18 protein-coding genes are annotated in these 17,486 nt (G+C 65.7%); 14 read left to right on the top strand and 4 right to left on the bottom strand.

Annotated elements, in window-relative coordinates:
- Positions 1-74 precede the first annotated feature (74 nt).
- Both ffh and E3T31_RS16230 read left to right on the top strand, forming a co-directional pair.
- Positions 75-1,664, top strand: a complete 1,590-nt coding sequence (ffh, locus tag E3T31_RS16235) for a signal recognition particle protein (RefSeq protein WP_134470275.1) — start codon at positions 75-77, stop codon at positions 1,662-1,664.
- Between the two features lie 307 nt (positions 1,665-1,971).
- Positions 1,972-2,760 (top strand): LLM class F420-dependent oxidoreductase, encoded by a 789-nt coding sequence (locus E3T31_RS16230; RefSeq protein ID WP_134470273.1) that lies wholly within the window; start codon positions 1,972-1,974, stop codon positions 2,758-2,760.
- A gap of 137 nt (positions 2,761-2,897) precedes the next feature.
- Here the strand turns inward: E3T31_RS16230 and E3T31_RS16225 are convergent, their stop codons facing one another.
- On the bottom strand, positions 2,898-4,034 hold the full coding sequence (locus tag E3T31_RS16225; protein WP_134470271.1) for a glutamate--cysteine ligase: 1,137 nt from the start codon (positions 4,032-4,034) through the stop codon (positions 2,898-2,900).
- A 201-nt stretch (positions 4,035-4,235) separates the two neighbouring features.
- Between E3T31_RS16225 and rpsP the strand changes: the two genes are divergently transcribed.
- From rpsP to rimM, 3 genes are read left to right on the top strand one after another with little or no spacing between them, the layout of a single operon-like run.
- Complete coding sequence (gene rpsP / locus E3T31_RS16220; RefSeq protein ID WP_134442443.1) at positions 4,236-4,640, top strand: 30S ribosomal protein S16; 405 nt, start codon at positions 4,236-4,238, stop codon at positions 4,638-4,640.
- 3 nt (positions 4,641-4,643) lie between these two features.
- On the top strand, positions 4,644-4,880 hold the full coding sequence (locus E3T31_RS16215) for an RNA-binding protein (protein WP_035879344.1): 237 nt from the start codon (positions 4,644-4,646) through the stop codon (positions 4,878-4,880).
- A gap of 4 nt (positions 4,881-4,884) precedes the next feature.
- On the top strand, positions 4,885-5,541 hold the full coding sequence (gene rimM / locus E3T31_RS16210; RefSeq protein WP_241978053.1) for a ribosome maturation factor RimM: 657 nt from the start codon (positions 4,885-4,887) through the stop codon (positions 5,539-5,541).
- Between the two features lie 260 nt (positions 5,542-5,801).
- On the opposite strand, the gene E3T31_RS16205 is transcribed toward rimM, so the two are convergent.
- The 3 genes from E3T31_RS16205 to nirB are packed head-to-tail and all read right to left on the bottom strand — an operon-like array spanning position 5,802 to position 10,568.
- On the bottom strand, positions 5,802-7,040 hold the full coding sequence (locus E3T31_RS16205; RefSeq protein WP_134470267.1) for a uroporphyrinogen-III synthase: 1,239 nt from the start codon (positions 7,038-7,040) through the stop codon (positions 5,802-5,804).
- Positions 7,040-7,849 carry a uroporphyrinogen-III C-methyltransferase gene (cobA, locus tag E3T31_RS16200; protein ID WP_134470265.1) on the bottom strand — a complete coding sequence of 270 codons (810 nt, stop codon included), beginning with the start codon at positions 7,847-7,849 and terminating at the stop codon, positions 7,040-7,042. The genes E3T31_RS16205 and cobA overlap by 1 nt, the downstream gene beginning before the upstream one ends.
- Before the next feature lie 4 nt (positions 7,850-7,853).
- A complete protein-coding gene (gene nirB, locus E3T31_RS16195; RefSeq protein WP_134470263.1) occupies positions 7,854-10,568 on the bottom strand; it encodes a nitrite reductase large subunit NirB in 2,715 nt (904 codons plus the stop codon).
- Positions 10,569-10,783: 215 nt separating this feature from the next.
- Here nirB and nirD point away from each other — a divergent pair, with 215 nt between their 5' ends.
- The 9 genes from nirD (at position 10,784) to E3T31_RS16150 (ending at position 17,414) form a co-directional block, all read left to right on the top strand.
- Positions 10,784-11,197 (top strand): nitrite reductase small subunit NirD, encoded by a 414-nt coding sequence (gene nirD, locus E3T31_RS16190; RefSeq protein ID WP_241978052.1) that lies wholly within the window; start codon positions 10,784-10,786, stop codon positions 11,195-11,197.
- A gap of 32 nt (positions 11,198-11,229) precedes the next feature.
- The gene (locus tag E3T31_RS16185; protein ID WP_241978051.1) at positions 11,230-12,048 is read left to right on the top strand and encodes a sirohydrochlorin chelatase; all 819 of its coding nucleotides are present in this window, start codon (positions 11,230-11,232) and stop codon (positions 12,046-12,048) included.
- Positions 12,049-12,057: 9 nt separating this feature from the next.
- The gene (trmD, locus tag E3T31_RS16180; protein WP_134470259.1) at positions 12,058-12,936 is read left to right on the top strand and encodes a tRNA (guanosine(37)-N1)-methyltransferase TrmD; all 879 of its coding nucleotides are present in this window, start codon (positions 12,058-12,060) and stop codon (positions 12,934-12,936) included.
- Positions 12,937-12,945: 9 nt separating this feature from the next.
- On the top strand, positions 12,946-13,488 hold the full coding sequence (locus E3T31_RS16175; protein ID WP_134470257.1) for an MFS transporter: 543 nt from the start codon (positions 12,946-12,948) through the stop codon (positions 13,486-13,488).
- Between the two features lie 175 nt (positions 13,489-13,663).
- A complete protein-coding gene (gene rplS, locus E3T31_RS16170; protein ID WP_092108884.1) occupies positions 13,664-14,005 on the top strand; it encodes a 50S ribosomal protein L19 in 342 nt (113 codons plus the stop codon).
- A 149-nt stretch (positions 14,006-14,154) separates the two neighbouring features.
- Positions 14,155-14,883, top strand: a complete 729-nt coding sequence (lepB, locus tag E3T31_RS16165) for a signal peptidase I (protein ID WP_134470255.1) — start codon at positions 14,155-14,157, stop codon at positions 14,881-14,883.
- Positions 14,883-15,527, top strand: coding sequence for a ribonuclease HII (locus tag E3T31_RS16160; protein WP_134470253.1), 645 nt, complete (start codon positions 14,883-14,885; stop codon positions 15,525-15,527). Before lepB ends, E3T31_RS16160 begins: the two co-directional genes overlap by 1 nt.
- A gap of 12 nt (positions 15,528-15,539) precedes the next feature.
- The gene (locus E3T31_RS16155; RefSeq protein ID WP_092449218.1) at positions 15,540-15,863 is read left to right on the top strand and encodes a DUF2469 family protein; all 324 of its coding nucleotides are present in this window, start codon (positions 15,540-15,542) and stop codon (positions 15,861-15,863) included.
- A 75-nt stretch (positions 15,864-15,938) separates the two neighbouring features.
- Positions 15,939-17,414: a glyceraldehyde-3-phosphate dehydrogenase gene (locus tag E3T31_RS16150; protein WP_134470251.1), complete on the top strand. Its 1,476-nt coding sequence runs from the start codon at positions 15,939-15,941 to the stop codon at positions 17,412-17,414.
- The last annotated feature ends 72 nt before the right edge of the window (positions 17,415-17,486 follow it).

Raw genomic sequence — 17,486 nt, 5'->3', positions numbered from 1 at the left:
GCCCGAATTTGACGGAACCGCGCCTCAGCATCCGTTTCGAAGTAGCAGCGGCCACCGGTTAAACTAAACGCATCATGGCAACTTTTGGAAACCTCTCAGATCGTCTTGCCGAGACGTTCAAAAACCTCCGCACCAAGGGCAAGCTCAGCGCAGCGGATGTCGACGGCACCGTTCGTGAGATCCGTCGCGCCCTGCTCGACGCCGACGTCGCCCTCGAGGTCGTCAAGGATTTCACCGGCAAGGTGCGCGAGCGCGCCCTCGGCGACGAGGTCAGCAAGGCGCTGAACCCGGCCCAGCAGGTTGTGCAGATCGTCAACGACGAGCTCATTACGATTCTCGGCGGCCAGCAGCGCCGGCTGGAATTCGCCAAGAAGCCGCCGACCATCATCATGCTCGCGGGCCTGCAGGGTGCCGGTAAGACCACCCTCGCCGGCAAGCTCGCGAAGTGGCTCGCCAAAGACGGCCACACCCCGCTGCTCGTCGCCGCCGACCTGCAGCGCCCCAACGCCGTCACCCAGCTCGAGGTCGTCGCTAAACAGGCCGGTGTCGCCGTCTACGCGCCCGAGCCCGGAAACGGTGTCGGCGACCCGGTCAAGGTCGCCCGCGACGGCGTGAAGTACGCCCTGCAGAAGGTTCACGACGTCGTCATCGTGGACACCGCCGGACGTCTCGGCGTCGACGCGGAGCTCATGAAGCAGGCCGCCAACATCCGCAAGGCGATCGATCCAGACGAGGTGCTCTTCGTCATCGACGCCATGATCGGCCAGGACGCCGTCGCCACGGCGAAGGCCTTCCAGGACGGCGTCGACTTCACCGGCGTCGTGCTCACCAAGCTCGACGGTGACGCCCGCGGTGGCGCCGCCCTGTCGGTCGCTTCGCTCACCGGACGCCCGATCATGTTCGCCTCGACCGGTGAGGGACTCGACGACTTCGAGCCGTTCCACCCGGACCGCATGGCCGGTCGCATCCTCGACCTCGGTGACATCCTCACCCTGATCGAGCAGGCGCAGGGCGCCTTCGACGAAGACGAAGCCCGCAAGGTCGCCGAGAAATTCGCGACCGACTCCTTCACCCTCGACGACTTCCTCGGCCAGATGCAGCAGCTGCGCAATATGGGTTCGATCAAGAAGATGATGAGCATGCTGCCCGGCGCCGGCGCCATGAAGGCGCAGCTCGAGAACTTCGACGAGCGCGAGATCGTGCGCACCGAGGCCATCATCCAGTCGATGACCAAGCTTGAACGCACCACCCCGAAACTGCTCAACGGATCGCGCCGCATGCGCATCGCCAAGGGGTCGGGCATGACCGTCACCGAGGTGAACCAGCTCGTTCAGCGCTTCGAACAGGCCGCCAAGATGATGAAGACCGTCGCCAAGGGTGGCATGCCCAATATCCCCGGCATGGGCCCCATTCCCGGTGCCGGCTACGGCGGCAAGCCCAAGCAGGTGGCCAAGAAGAAGGGCTCCAAGTCGGGCAACCCAGCCAAGCGCGCCGCCGAGAACGCCGCGATTGCCTCGGGCGTTAAGCCTGCCGGTGAGTCTTCCAAAGCGGATGCCGCCGGCTCCGGTTTCGGCCTCGGCTCCGGCTCCCAGCCGGGCAAGGGCAAGGCCGGCGGCCCCACCGAAGAGGAAATGGCCGCGCTGCAGAAAATGCTCGGCCGGTAGCATCCGTTTGAGGAAAGCCTTTGGTGGGCCGGGTCCACCAAACGGAAGCGAGCCCTTGATGGACCGTGGGCCCAGTTTCCGGGCCCGGGCACGGTCGCAGAACGTGGGCCCAATCTGCTCATTGAGCCCGTGGACCGCGCGTAACTCCTGCAAATCGTGAGCGCCAGAAGGCCGTTCCCTGCAAATTACTGGGATCTGCGGAGATCGCCGAAGAAATTGCAGGAGTTGTGCGCGTGCAGTGGCCTTCGGTCGGCGCTGGGCGCCTGGGCGCCTGGGCGCGAACCGTGGGCGGTCCTAGGCTGGACGCATGACTTCGACGACGAACCACAACGTGCGCATCGGTGTGCAGATTGCCCCGCAGCACGCCCAGTACTCCAAGATTCGCGACACCCTCACCGAGGTGGAGGCGCTCGGCGCCGACATTGCCTTCAACTGGGACCACTTTTTTCCGCTCACGGGTGAGCCCGATGGTCTGCACTTCGAGTCGTGGACCATCCTCGCCGCCTGGGCCGAGCAGACCACGACCCTCGAGTTCGGCGCCCTGGTCAACTGCAACAGCTACCGCAACGCCGACCTGCAGGCCGACATGGCGCGCACGATCGACCACATCAGCGGCGGTCGCTTCATCTTCGGTACCGGCGCGGGCTGGTTCGAGCGCGACTACCAGGAATACGGCTACGAGTTCGGCACTCCCGGCACTCGGCTGAACGCCCTCGATGCCAGCCTGGGCCGCATCGAGGCCCGCTGGGCTAGGCTCAACCCGCCGCCCACCCGCGACATCCCGGTGCTGATCGGCGGTGGCGGTGAAAAGAAGACCCTGCGCATCGTCGCCCAGCACGCCGATATTTGGCACTCGTTCTCCAACCCCGAGGTGCTCGAGCACAAGCTCGGCGTGCTCGGCGCCTGGTGCGCCGAGGTCGGCCGCGACCTGAGTGAGATCGAGATCTCCACCGAGCTGCGCGGCCGCACGGTGGACGACGCCGATGCGCTCTACGACCTCGGCACGCGCCTGTTCACCGTAGGAATCTCCGGCCCCGACTACGACCTCGCCAAGGCCACCGACTGGCTGGCCTGGCGCGACAGCAAGAACGCCTGACCCGAGCGGATGCTGCTGGCGCGGCCCCGCGCTGCTCGCGCGGCTGGTGTGCGCCGCGCGCGAGCCACGAAGGGGCGCCCGTACAGCGAACCGGGGCGTGGCGACCGCACGGCGTGGCCGCGCGTGCAGCCAACAGGCTAGCTCCCGAGCCCCTCCGCGAGCTCGTGGCTGAGCGCCGCAACCACCGCCGGCAGGCTGCCGTCATGCGCGGCCGCGACGGCGAGCTGCCGCTGGGAGCTCCCGCCCTCATCGATGATGCGGTGCAGTCCGAGCAGCTCCAGCAGGCAGCCGAGCCGCTCGGCAACGGGGGAGAGGGTCTCGATGAGGCGACGCACATCATCCGTTACCAGACATTCGGCGCCCGCAGCATCGAGGATGATCTCGGCGTCGAGCCCGTAGCGGGCGGCCCGCCACTTGTTCTCGCGCACGAACCACGGATGCATGCGCGGAACGTCTTCCCCCGCGTCGAGGCGGGTGGACATCCATTCGACCAGGCACTGGATGAACGCGGCGATCGCGCCGAGCTCCACGGCCGTAGAGACGCCGTCGCAGACTCGAATCTCGATCGTTCCCCAGCGCGGCGACGGGCGAATATCCCAGCGCACCTCGGTGACGTCCTCGATGATGCCGGTCACGGCCATGTCGTCGACGTAGCGCTCCCAGGCTTCCCAATCGGGCAGGTCCCAGGGCAGTCCGGCGGTCGGCAGCTGCTGGAACATGAGCGAACGGTTGCTGGCATAGCCGGTGTCGACGCCGGCCCAGAACGGGCTCGACGCGCTCAGCGCCTGCAGGTGTGGCACGTAGGTGAGCAGGCCGTTCATGATCGGGATGACCTTGGCCTTGTCCTCGATGCCGACGTGCACGTGGATTCCCCAGATCATCATGTTGCGGCCCCACCACTGGGTGCGGTCGATGAGCTTGTGATAACGGGCTTTGTCGGTGACGGTCTGGTCGAACCACTGCGCAAACGGATGCGATCCGCTGCAGATCAGGTCGACCTCGCGTCCCGAAAGCACGCGGCGCACCTCGCCGAGCTGGCCCGCGACATCCGCTACCGCACCGCCTACGGTGGTGTGCACGCCCGAAACCAGCTCGACCGTATTGAGCAGCAGCTCGCCGGTGATCGTTGGGTGGGCCGAGCCGTCGGGGCCGCGCAGGGCGTCGAGCACTTCGTCGGCGACATTGACCAAATCGCCGGTCGAGCGGTCGACGAGGGCGACCTCCCACTCGATGCCCACGGTGGATCGGGCGGATCGGGCGAATTCCAGTGGCACGGGGGCTCCTTGGGTGGGCCGGTAAAAGTCGTTGAGGTTCGATTATCACAATGCCCGCAATCTCTGACAGAATGATTAGTCGCGATCCGTTGTGCCCGACCCTCTATCTCGGTGCAACGTGATCCTATAGAGCTTATGCCGAGTGTGCCCCCACGCTCACGGCCCAAGGTTCGCCAAACAACGAATTAACACTGGAGAATTGTGGCTGTCAAAATCCGTCTGAAGCGCATGGGCAAGATCCGTGCACCGTACTACCGCATTGTCGTTGCCGACGCGCGCACCAAGCGCGACGGTCGTGTCATCGAAGAAATCGGCATCTACCACCCCACGGAGGAGCCCTCGGTCATCGAGGTCAAGTCCGAGCGTGCGCAGTACTGGCTGAGCGTCGGCGCTCAGCCGACCGAGCAGGTTGCTGCACTCCTCAAGCTCACGGGCGACTGGGGCATCTTCAAGGGCGACAAGAACGCTAAGAACACCGTCAAGGTGAAGGAACCGAAGGTCGCTTTCGTCGCTGACGAGAAGAAGAAGCCCGTTCTCAAGCCCAAGGCCGAGAAGCCGGTCGCCAAGGCCCCCGAGGTTGCTGCCGAAGCAACCGAAGAGGCGTAACTGTTGCTTGCTCCCGCGCTCGAACACCTCGTCAAGGGGATCGTTGATCACCCCGATGATGTGCACGTTGCAGAAAAGAACTCGCCCCGAGGCGAGGTGCTCGAGGTTCGTGTGAACCCCGAGGATCTCGGCCGGGTCATTGGTCGTGCCGGTCGCACAGCCAAGGCCCTGCGCACCCTCGTTGCGGCTCTGGCCGATGGTCGACGCGTACGCGTCGACGTCGTCGACACCGATTTCTAGTTCAGTGAACGACACGACGGTGAACGATAGCGACAAGGACCGCACCCAGCAATTACGGGTGGGGCGCCTGACTAAGGCTCACGGCCTCAAGGGAGCAATCAAGCTCGAACTGTTCACGGATGACCCGGGACGACGTTTCGTCCCGGGCGCCGTGTTCACCCTGCAGGTTCCGACCGGGTCGGCCTGGCACGGCAAGACGATTGAACTCGTCGAGCTGCGCTGGTACAACCAGCACGCGGTCGGTTTTTTTAAGGATGTTCCCGACCGTTCCACGGCAGAAACGCTCGCCAAGGCGATCCTCTGGATCGACGCGGACGTCGCCGAACAGTCGGATGAAGAAGACGCCTGGTACGACCACCAGCTCGTCGGGCTCGCCGTCATGCGTGACGGTGTGCGCATTGGCACCATCGGTCGCCTCGAGCACATGCCCGCGCAAGATCTGCTGATCGTGAAGACGCCCACCGGCGACGTCATGATCCCCTTCGTCAAGGCCATCGTGCCGAGCGTCGACGTGAAGGCCGGCATCGTCACCATCACCCCGCCGCCCGGACTGCTCGAAGAGCTGCCCGAGGACCCGGCCGATGCTGTAGCCGACGCCGTGGTCGAACCGGTCCCTGAAACGGATGCCGCGGCATCCGCTCTCGAGACCGACCGCCCGTAACGCGCTCCATTCACGGCGCGCGGGACTTGCGCCGCTGCGCGGGAGGCGCAACTCCCGCGTACTGGCGCAGTCCCCGCGCGACGCGTAGCGCTGGAGTTCTGGCCACTCCGGAACTCCCGCGTATTGGCGTAACTCCCGCGCAGCGTAACCTCACCGAGTGGATGTCTGCGGCTATAACTCCCGCGTATTGGCGCAAGTCCCGCGTACTGGCGCAGTTCCCGCGCAGGGCGAGGCGCCGGTCACGAATGGTACCGCCCGGCCTACACGTTGAGCCGGTAGCCTCGCTTGACCACGGTCGCAACCAGCCCGGGCGCGCCGAGCGTCTGCCGCAGGCGGCTGAGCGATACCTCCATGGCGTGATCGTCGGAGTAGCCGGCCAGCGCGAGGTCTTCGCGGGAGACGACCGCTCCGCGCGCCCGCACGAGAGCGCGCAGAATGGCGAGTGCCGTCGGGGGAAGCTGCACGCGTTCCTCGCCGATCTGCACGATCGAACCACGCAACTGCACGAGTCCGTTCTGGGTTTCGATGCGCTCGACCATGTTCTGTTCCAGGTGTTCGCAAACCAGGCGAACCAGCGCGCCCATGCGAAACCGGGTCGGTTGAATCGGCGCGACCCCCGCGGCAATCAGCGGCGCACTGGTCACCGGTCCGACGGCGGCCGCGCAGACCTGAGTCTGTAACGCTGCAATCAGCTCGGGGTAGACATCCATTCCCTCTGCCGCGGTGAACAGGGCGTGCACGGCCGGGGCGCTCGTGAAGGTGACGCAGTCCAGTTGACGGGAGCAGATGGCCTCGACAAGCTTGTAGACGCGCGCGTCGCTGTCGTCCATGGCAATCCAGCGGTACGGCGCTACGACGAGCACACGCTGATGCACGGCGCGCAGCCGGTCGAGTTGCACCTCATCGGTGGCCCCGTGCACCTGAATGCCGATGGTCAGCCCCGGCGGATACTCGGCCAAAACCTTGTCAACGAGCGAGGCGGTCGTCTCTGAATCGCTCATGCCAGAGTCATTGAGCCCGGTTGCGCGAATGCCGCCGCGGGCCTTGGGTCCCCGCACCAGAATCGTGGTGTCGGCGAGCGCATCGGTCAGTTCGGAGCCGATTCCGTCGGCCTCGGCCACCTCGAACCAGCGCCGTACGCCGTAGCCGGTCGTCGCGAGCAGTAGATCGGGCCGCGCGGCGATCATGGTGCGGGTATCGTCGAGCAGCGGACCATCCTGCTGCGAGTGGGCGATGCGCAGCGTCGGTGCGTGCACGACCCGCGCGCCGCGTCGTTCGAAGGCGTCGATCAGGTCGCTCGAGCGGCGATCACTCGTCACGCCGATGCGAAATCCCTCGAGCTGGTTTGGCTGCAGGAACGGGGCAGCGACCTCAATGGGCTCGGTCGCTCCCGGCAGGCGTACGTGGTGCGCCTGCCGGTCCGGTGCCGGCAGCTGTGAAGCGGATGCCGCCGGCTCGGCTCCCGAAGCAGCCTCGGCCCCGTCGTTCGTCGCCGCCATCAGTCGGTCACCGAAAATTCGGCGGCGCGGGCCACGAGGTCGTTCGCGGCCGCGTCACCGCTGAACGCGAGGCGTACGACCTCGCCGACGACAAGCACGGCGGGGCTGCGTACGCCGGCCGCGGCCGCATCGGCCAGCACCGTCGCGAGCGTGCTCACGGTCGTGCGCTGGGTGGCACTGAAGCCGCGCTCGATAATCGCCACCGGCATGCCAGCTGGCATGCCGTGGCGGAGCAGGCCCTGGCTCAGGGTCGGCAACGTGCCGACTCCCATCAGCACGACGATGGTGCTGCCGAGCAGAGTGAGACCCTCGAGCTCGTTGTCAGTGAGCGGCGCGTGGCCGCTGATCACGGTGAACGCATGGCTGATGCCGCGGTGGGTGAGCGGGATTCCCGCTGCCGCCGGCACCGCGATCGCACTGGTGACGCCGGAAATCACGGTCACTGGAATGCCGTAGCGGTGGCAAGCCAGAACTTCTTCACTGCCGCGCCCGAAGACATAGGGGTCGCCTCCCTTGAGCCGCACCACGCGCTTGCCGGCCAGGGCATGTTCGGCAATGAGTTCTTCGATGCCGGTCTGCGAGACCGGATGGCTGCCGGCGCGCTTGCCGACGTCGATGAGGACCGCGTGGGGCGCGAGCAGGGCGAGTTCGTCGTTCGGGGCGAGGCGGTCGAACAACACGACATCCGCTTGAGCGATGGCCGTCACTGCTGCGACGGTCAGCAGTCCGGCGGCGCCGGGGCCCCCGCCCACGAGTGTGACTGATCCGGTGCTGACTGACCCAGCCGTTCGGGAATTCTGGGCTGTCATTTGCTTACTCTTTTCGTACAGGAATGCGGCTTCCACTTAGGAGAACAGTACCCGAGGAGGCTCGCTCGGCCGGGGTCGCCGGCCGGATTTGGTCACGCTCCGTAACGAGCGCGATGCTCGGGTCGGGTTCGGTCGGCGCGTTCACGAAGGAACGGAACCGGCGCAACCGCTCCGGATCAGCGAGCGTCGCCGCCCACTCGTCCTCATAGTTGTCGACGTGGGCGAGCATGGCCTGTTCGAGTTCCTCGGCCAATTCGAGCGAATCATTGATAATCACGTCGCGCACGTGCTCCAGGCCGCCCTCGAGGTCTTCCATCCAACGGGCGGTGCGCTGCATCCGATCGGCCGTGCGAATGTAATACATCATGTAGCGGTCGATGTACTTGATCAGGGTTTCTTCGTCGAGGTCGGTCGCGAGCAGCTGCCCGTGGGCCGGCTGAAAGCCGCCATTGCCGCCGACATACATGTTCCAGCCGTTGTCGCTCGCGATGATGCCGACATCCTTGGCGCGGGCCTCGGCACACTCGCGGGCGCAGCCCGAGACCCCGAACTTGAACTTGTGCGGCGCGCGCAGCCCGCGGTAACGCAGTTCAAGGCGGATCGCGAGGCCGACGGCATCCTGTACTCCGAATCGGCACCAGGTTGACCCGACGCACGATTTCACGTTGCGCAGCGCCTTGCCGTAGGCCTGCCCGGATTCGAATCCGGCGTCGACCAGGATACGCCAGATGTCCGGCAGCTGCTCCAGCCGGGCACCGAACAGGTCGATTCGCTGGCCGCCGGTGATCTTGGTGTAGAGGTCGAAATCGAGAGCGACCTGCGCGATCACGGCGAGTTTGGTCGGAGTGATCTCGCCGCCCGGAATGCGCGGAACGACGGAGTAGGTGCCGTCCTTTTGCATATTGGCCATGGCGCGGTCGTTGGTGTCCTGCAGGGTACCGCGGCCGGCATCCAAAATGTAGGCGGTGTTCTGACTGGCCAGAATCGAGCCGACGGCGGGCTTGCAGACATCGCAGCCGCGGCCGGTTCCAAAGCGGGAGAAGATCTCATCGCTCGACGTGAGGCCGAGCACCCGCACAGATTCGAACAGTTCCTGCCGGCTCAACTCGAAGTGTTCGCACAGCGCGTGCGACACGGTTTGACCGGATGCCGTCAGCTCGGCCTCGAGGATCTTCTTGACCAGCGGCACGCACGACCCGCACTGGGTGCCGGCCCGGGTGCACACCTTGAGCGCGCCGAGTTCGGTGCAGGCTTCGGTTTGGTGTTCATTGTTCACATCGTCGCCGCGCACGGCGCTCCGCACCGTTCCGGCCGAGACCATGTTGCAGGAACAGACCAGCGCGTCGTCGGGCAGTTCGTCGCCGGCCGGAGCCTCGGCGCCGGCGGCCGAGAGGTAGGCGGCGGGTTCGCTGCTGAGCTCGCGGCCGACCATGGGGCGCAGGGCCGAGTAGGGCGTGGCGTCGCCGACGAAGATGCCGCCGAGCAGGGTCTTGGCGTCGTCGGTCATGACGAGCTTTTGGTACAGGCCGCGGGCCGGGTCGGCGTAGACGATTTCGAGCGATCCCGCCGTGGTGGCAAGCGCGTCGCCGAAACTCGCGACGTCGACGCCGGAGAGCTTGAGCTTGGTGGCATCGTCGACGGTTGTGAACTCGGCGCTGCCGCCGAGCAGCCGGTCGGCCACGACCTCGGCCATGGCGTTCGCCGGGGCGACGAGGCCGACGCAGCGGTCGTTCCAGCTGGCAACCTCGCCGATGGCCCAGATATTCGCATCGCTCGTGCGGCAGTCGTTGCCGATCGTGACGCCGCCGCGGGTGCCGACGGCGAGTCCGGCGTCCCGGGCGAGCTCGTCGCGCGGGGAGATGCCGATCGCGTAGACGACCATATCGGCGGCGATCGTACGGCCGTTGCCGAGTTGCAGGCCGGTTACTGCGGTGTTGTCATCGTTCGTGAGAATGGTGCGGGCCCGGGTGCCGAGGTGCAGCTCGATGCCCTGGGCCACGATGAGCCGGCCGAGGGCCTGTCCGCCGCCCTCGTCGAGCTGGGCCGACATCAGCCAGCCGCCGGAGTGTACGATGGCGGATTCGGCGCCGAGCTTGTGTAGTCCGCCGGCCGCTTCGAGGCCGAGCAATCCGCCGCCGGCCACGACGACCTTGGGGGTGCGGCCGAGTGAGGCCGTGAGGGCGGCGAGTTCGTCGACGAGGGCGTCGACGTCGTCGACGGTGCGGTACACCCGAATGTGATCGCGACCGGGCATCTCCGGAACGGGCGCGCTTGACCCGGTGGCGAGCACGAGGTCGTCATACTCCAGCACGGCTCCGGCCCCGGTTGTGACTGTCTGGTTGACCCGGTCGATGCGGGTGGCGCGTTCGTTGATGCGCAGGGCGATCCGTTCGCTGTCCCACGGCGCGGTGGGCTCCAGGGTGAGGTCGATCATTCCGGCGAGCCGCTGGCTCAGCGCGACCCGGTCGTAGGGGCGGTGGTTCTCCTCGGCCAGCACGACGATCGACAGGGTGTGCTCGGTGTCGCGGGAGTGCAGGGCGTCGGTGAGGCGGTGGGCAGCGGGTCCGCCGCCGATCACGATGACCCGGCGCGGCGTCTCGGCAGCGGGAATGGCGGCATCCGCTTTGCTCGTCGATGTGACGGCGTGTGTCGCAGTCCCAGCGGTTGTTGCAGGGTCTGGGGCAGAATACGCGGAAGCGGTTTCATTCGAAGCTGGCATCAGCATCCTTTCGAAGCGGGGCAATTGTGAGCGTAGTTCGGGGCAGTTTCCCCCTCGTGTCGCTCGTGTGTCCCGTACTGGTCGAAAGCCACACAGCGGCGCACCCCCGCTGTGAGGCGAGTTTCACGGCGAGGAAACATAGGGGGCGTCTGGTCGAAATATGGCCCGCCTACCGTGGGACCAACGCACAAACGCGACAACCCAGGGAGCGCACCATGACGATGACAACCGCCGAGTCCCGCCCTACCGCTGCACTGGCCCGCCCCACCCTGGTCTGGGAGCGCGCCTGCGCCGTGGCCGATCTGGAACCCAGCTGGGGCGAAGCGGCCCTCATCCGCGAAAACCAGATCGCCCTGTTTCTGCTCTCGCCCACCGAGATCTACGCCGTCGACCACCGCGACCCGCACACCGAGGCCCATGTCATGGCCCGCGGCATCGTCGGCTCCAAGGGCGACCGCCCCACCATCGCCTCCCCGCTGCACAAAGAGGTCTATGACCTCGGCACCGGGGAGTGCTTCACCAACCCGACGCTGGTGCTGAACACCTACGAAACCCGCGTGGTCGGCGGTTTCATCGAGGTCGCCGTCGATACTGGACTGCACGCCCCTGAACTACTCAGTGCCGCATGACCTTGCTCGGCGAACGACTCAGGACCGACCAGGTGCGAACCATTCCGGCTCGTACCCCACAGGCTCGCACCGACCAGGTGCGAGCCGATCGACCCCGCAGCAATCAAGCGGATGCCGCGCCCCAGACGGCGCTACCCGCCGCGCTCGTCGCCATCTCGCACGGCACGAGTTCCGCTGACGGGCAGGCCGCCATTGCCGCCCTCGTCGATGCCGTCGCGCTCGCGCGCCCCGATCTGAGCGTGACCGGCGGTTTCGTTGACGTGCAACAACCGGATGTCGCGGCCAGCCTCGGCGCGCTGCGCCCGAATCGCGCCGCAGTGGTGGTACCCCTGCTGCTTTCCGCCGGCTACCACGTGCACGTCGATCTGCAACGCGAGTCCCGCGTGCCAGGCCGCGTGACCACCGTCTCCCGGGCCCTCGGCCCCGATGATCGCCTCATCGATGTGCTCGAGCACCGGCTCGCCGCCGCCGGATTCACCGCCCAGCCCGGCCGCGAGGTCGTCCTCGCCGCTGCCGGTTCCAGCGACACACGCGCGGTCGAGGACTGCCGCCGCATCGGCGAGATGCTGGCGCAGCGCCTCGGCGTGCGCGTCACGGTCGGGTTTTTGTCCGCCGCCTCGCCCCGACTGGCGTGCGCCGTCACCGAGGCCCGCCTGCGCAGCGACAGCGTCACCGTGAGTACCTACTTGATGGCACCGGGATTTTTCTTCGACCTGACCCGCACACAGAGCGCCGGTGCCGAGTCGGTAACCGCTCCACTGCTGGTGCCGGGCGAACCAGCCCCCGCTCCGCTGGTCGATTTGGTCGTCGACCGGTACCTCGAGGCGAAAGCACGCGCCGGACTCTTCTAGAATTTGACCATGCGCATCGACATTGTCACCATTTTTCCCGAATTCTTCGATGTGCTCGATCTGTCGCTGCTCGGCAAGGCTCGCCAGAGCGGACTGATCGAACTCGGCGTGCATAACCTGCGCGACCACACCCACGACCGGCACCACTCGGTCGACGACACGCCCTATGGCGGCGGTGCCGGCATGGTCATGAAGGCCGAACCGTGGGGCGCAGCCCTCGACGCCATCCTCGGCGCCGCTCCCGAGGCCGTAGCGACCGAAGCTGTAGCGACCGACACCGAAGCCGCAGCGACCGAGGCTACCGCGACCGAAGCAGCCGCAACCGAAACGCCGACCGCCGACCAGGCCGAAACCGAAGCGCCGACCGCCGTCAACGCCGCCGACGACGGCCCGATCCTCATCTTTCCCTCCCCGGCCGGCGATCAGTTCACCCAGGCGATGGCCCGCGAACTCTCGCTCGAGCAGCACCTCGTTTTCGGCTGCGGCCGGTACGAGGGCATCGACCAGCGCGTCGTCGACCACTACTCACAGCGCGGCCGGGTGCGCCTGGTTAGCCTCGGCGACTACGTGCTCAACGGGGGAGAGGTTGCCGTGATGGCCATGATCGAAGCCATCGGACGCCTCATCCCCGGCGTCGTCGGCAACCCGGAAAGCCTCGTCGAGGAATCCCACGAAGACGGCCTGCTCGAATACCCGAGCTACACCAAACCGTCCAGCTGGCGCGGCCTCGACGTACCGCCCGTGCTGCTCAGCGGCAACCACGGAGCCATCAGCACCTGGCGCCGTCAGCAGCAGATCGAACGCACCGAACGGGTGCGCCCCGACCTGATGTCACCCGATCTTCTGCCGCCAGCGAACGCCAAGCAAAGCCTCAGCCGCCGTCGATAAACTGACCCGGTGATCATCCGCCGCGCCTTCTACCACTGGCAATTCATTGCCGCCGGAGCCCTGCCGCTCTGGCTCCTCGTCGGGTCCTCGATCTTTGGATCGGGCGCCTGGGCCGTTCTGGGCATCTTCTTCGGAGCCGTGCTCATCGGCCTCGGGCTTCTCCTCGTCGCCCTCCTCTTCTATGCGCGCAAAGAGGTGCGCGAAACCCGCGCCGTCTCCTACGCCGACGTCGGCGTCCTCACCCTCTGGCACACCCTCATCATCGCCATCCCCTTTTCCACGGATGCCGCCGGCTGGCTCAGCGTGTTGGTCATCGTCGGCGGGCTGGCCGTGTTCTGGTTCGCACTCTGGGAGCTGTTCGACTCCGCCAAGCGTCGAATGCGCGCGATGGTCGACCTGGTGGAGCAGACGGCACGCGGGCAGTCTGCACCGGCCGCGCCGGGACATCCACTGCCCTATGCGTCGCCGAAGACGACCAGGCCAACGCCCGGCTTTGGCCGTCCGGGCACCCCCGAGGTCATCGTTATCGAAGAAAAGCGCGACCGGATCTGAGGCAATCGAGCCCGACTTTGCAGCCGGGCCTCGTTCATGGCAGAATAGGCGACTGTGCCGCTGCAGGACTCTGCCACAGGGGAACCTGCTTTGTGCGGCGCACAACTCATACTGATTGCTTCGAATGAAGCACCTAGCGTAGTCGACCTGTGGCGGGTACAGAGAGCGAAACAACATGCATATTCTCGACGCGGTAGACGCCCCATCACTGAAGAAAGATCTTCCTGACTTCCGTGCCGGCGACACCGTCAAGGTTCACGTCAACATCATTGAGGGAACCCGCTCTCGTATCCAGGTCTTCCAGGGAGTCGTCATCGGCCGCTCCGGCGAAGGCGTGCGCGAAACGTTCTGCGTTCGCAAGGTCAGCTTTCAGATCGGCGTCGAGCGTACCTTCCCGGTGCACTCCCCGGTCATCGACCACATCGAGATCGTGACCCGCGGCGACGTTCGTCGCGCGAAGCTGTACTACCTGCGCGACCTGCGTGGCAAGAAGGCCAAGATCAAGGAAAAGCGCTAACTTTCGCGCTAACCCAAGGTTCAACCGGATTCTTACTGAGCTCCCCATCACCTAAACTGATGGGGAGCTCAGGCGGTTAAATGACAGATGAAGTGCTCGCCTCCAGGTCCGATCATCGGGTGTCAGAGTCGAAGAGGTCCCGAAGCAAAATGGCACGAAGTACCAGGGCGCCCAGCAAGAAGCGCAGCGTCTTGCTGTTTATTCGCGACCTGTTGATCATTTTCGTGGTGGCTCTGCTGATCTCGTTTTTAATCAAGACCTTTCTGATTCGGTCGTTCTACATCCCGTCCGGGTCGATGGAGAACACCCTGCAGGTGGACGATCGCATCATCGTGAACCAGCTCGAACCCGAGCTCATCCCGATCACGCGCGGCGATGTCGTCGTATTCAAAGATCCGGGCGGGTGGCTGCTGCCGCAGGCCGAGATCGTGCAAAATCCTGTTGTTGCCGGCGCCGACTGGCTGCTCTCGGTCGTGGGCCTGTCTGCCCCCGACAGTAACGACCACCTGATCAAACGGGTCATCGGCCTGCCCGGCGACCACGTCGTCTGCTGCAACGCCCTCGGCCAGATGACTGTGAACGACGTTCCGCTCGACGAATCCGCCTACGTGCTGCTGCCGGCCGGCGAGGCCAAGGTCTCCGACATCGACTTCGACGTGACCATCCCGGACGACTCGCTCTGGATGATGGGGGACAACCGCTACAACTCCAAGGATTCCCGGTTCAACGGCGAGACCGCAGGTCAGGGCTATGTGCCCGTCGAGAACGTCGTCGGGCGGGCTCTGGTCGTGAGCTGGCCGCTGGCCCATTGGGCCTGGCTCGACGACTACCCCGACGTCTTCCGCGAGGTCGAGCAGGCCGAGCAGGGCACCGAGTAGTGGCAGTATCTGATCCCACCCTCGAGGTGGAGTTCGACCTGCTGCACCGCGGAGCGAGCTTCGTCATCGGGTGCGACGAGGTCGGCCGCGGTGCCCTCGCCGGGCCGGTGGCCGTCGGATTCGCCGCGGTGAACGCATCCGTTCTGACCATGCCCGTTGGACTGCGCGATTCGAAGATGCTCAGCGAGCCGCGCCGCGAACTTCTTGCGCCGCTCGCTGCGGCCTGGGCGACGTTCTCGGCTGTCGGACTCGCCTCGGCCGCGGAGGTCGACGAACTCGGCATCATTGCCTGCCTCGGCCTGGCCGGCAAGCGTGCCCTGTCCGACCTGTATGCGCAGGGCGTCGACGTGGCCGGCAGCATCGTGCTGCTCGACGGCAGTGACGACTGGTTGAATAAGGCGCTGGCCACCCCGCTGAACGTCGTGACCCGCATCAAAGCCGACCGGGATTGCGGGTCGGTCGCGGCAGCATCCGTTATTGCGAAGGTATACCGCGACCGTCTGATGATCGCGGCGCACGATGACGAACCTGGCTACGGCTGGGCGTCGAATAAGGGCTATGGCAGCGCGGCGCACATGAGCGCGATCGACCTGCTCGGACCGAGCCCTTTACATCGAAAATCGTGGCTGAAAATCTCATTGTAAGATGGGGTCACCATGGAAGAAGACGAAATCGAGGACTACGACCGAGAGGTCGAGTTGGCCCTGTACCGGGAATATCGAGACGTCGTTGGCCAGTTCCAGTACGTTGTCGAAACCGAACGACGCTTCTACCTCGCAAACGAGGTCGAATTGGTGCGCCGTGACACTGAGCACGACTTTTATTTCGAACTGACCATGAAGGACGTCTGGGTCTGGGACGTTTACCGCTCCGACCGGTTCGTGAAGTCGGTACGCGTGCTGACCTTCAAGGACGTCAACGTGGAAGAGCTCGCTTCGAAAGACTTCGAACTCCCCAAGGAACTTGCGCTCGACGAGTAAGGAATGACTCCGGGGCCGTGGGTGGCCGGACATGCTCCGTCTAACTGACTAAAGATGGTTTAGGAAGGCAACCCTGTGATTCAGGACGCTGATCGTGCCCGTGCAACGTGGAGTAACCGCGAGGCTCTCGCCGAGGCGATGATTCCCCTGATCGGGCGCCTCTACCGCGATAACAATGTGGTGACGAGCGTCTACGGGCGCGGCCTGGTCAACCGGTCGGTCATTGGCCTGCTCAAGGCGCACCGCTTCGCGCGTCATATAGCGGATGTCGAGTTGCCGCTCGACGAGACGCTGCCGATTCTGCAGGCCCTCGACGGGTTGGGTCTCGGTGCTGCCTCGGTCGACCTGGCCCGCCTGGCCCTCGGCTTTCGCGAGCAGAACGACCGGGTCACCCTCGAGGAATACCTGCGCGGCGAACTCGCCGATGTGGTCGGCCAGCACGGACGGGATGGTCGCTCCAGCACCGACGTGGTGCTCTACGGGTTCGGCCGGATCGGCCGACTGCTCGCGCGCATCCTGATCGAACACGCCGGTGGTGGCCAGGGGCTCCGTCTGCGGGCCATCGTCGTGCGGCGTGGATCCGCCAATGACCTGGTGAAGCGCGCGAGCCTGCTGCGCCGCGACTCGGTGCACGGCCCCTTCGAGGGCACGATCACGATCGACGAAGAGAACAACACCATCCTCGCCAACGGCACGCTCATCCAGGTGATCTACTCCGGCGACCCGGCCAGCGTCGACTACACGCAATATGGCATCCACGACGCCATCGTCGTCGACAACACCGGCAAATGGCGCGACGAAGAAGGCCTCTCGCAGCACCTGAAATGCCCCGGAGTGTCCCGGGTGCTGTTGACCGCGCCGGGCAAGGGCGCGCTCAAGAACATCGTGCACGGCATCAACCACGGCGACATCCTGGCGAGCGACCGCATCATCACCGCTGCGTCCTGCACCACGAACGCGATCACCCCGGTGCTCAAGGCGATCAATGACCGCTACGGCATCATCGACGGCCACGTCGAAACGGTGCACTCCTTCACCAACGACCAGAACCTGATCGACAACTTCCACTCCGGCGACCGCCGTGGTCGCTCGGCCGCGCTCAACATGGTGATCACCGAGACCGGTGCGGCGAAGGCCGTCGCCAAGGCTCTGCCCGAGCTCGCCGGCAAACTCACCGGCAACGCGATTCGCGTGCCCACGCCCGACGTGTCGATGGCCATCCTCAACCTCAACCTGGCCGGAGCCACCGATAAGGACGAACTCAACACCTACCTGCGCACCATGTCGCTGCACTCCTCGCTGCACCGGCAGATCGACTACATCGACTCGCCCGAGGTCGTCTCCAGCGACTTTCTCGGCTCACGTCGCGCCGGTATCGTCGACGGGCTGGCCACCATCGTCACCGAGCAGAAGGCCGTGCTGTACGTCTGGTACGACAACGAATTCGGCTACAGCTGCCAGGTCATCCGGGTCCTCGAGGAGATGGCCGGCGTGCACGCGCCCATCTTCCCGGCCATCCTCTCCGCTGAGGCCCTCGAGCCGGTAGCCTAGTAATTTGATTTGCACCGGGCCCGGGCCCGGAAAGTGGGCCCATGATCTATCACGGGCCCAGCTTCCTAAGGT

Origin of the sequence: Cryobacterium sp. TMS1-13-1 (assembly GCF_004403125.1) — a bacterium.
In the GTDB taxonomy this organism is placed as follows: domain Bacteria; phylum Actinomycetota; class Actinomycetes; order Actinomycetales; family Microbacteriaceae; genus Cryobacterium; species Cryobacterium levicorallinum.
Note: the sequence above shows the minus strand (reverse complement) of the source record. Positions and strands in the feature narration are given on the sequence as shown.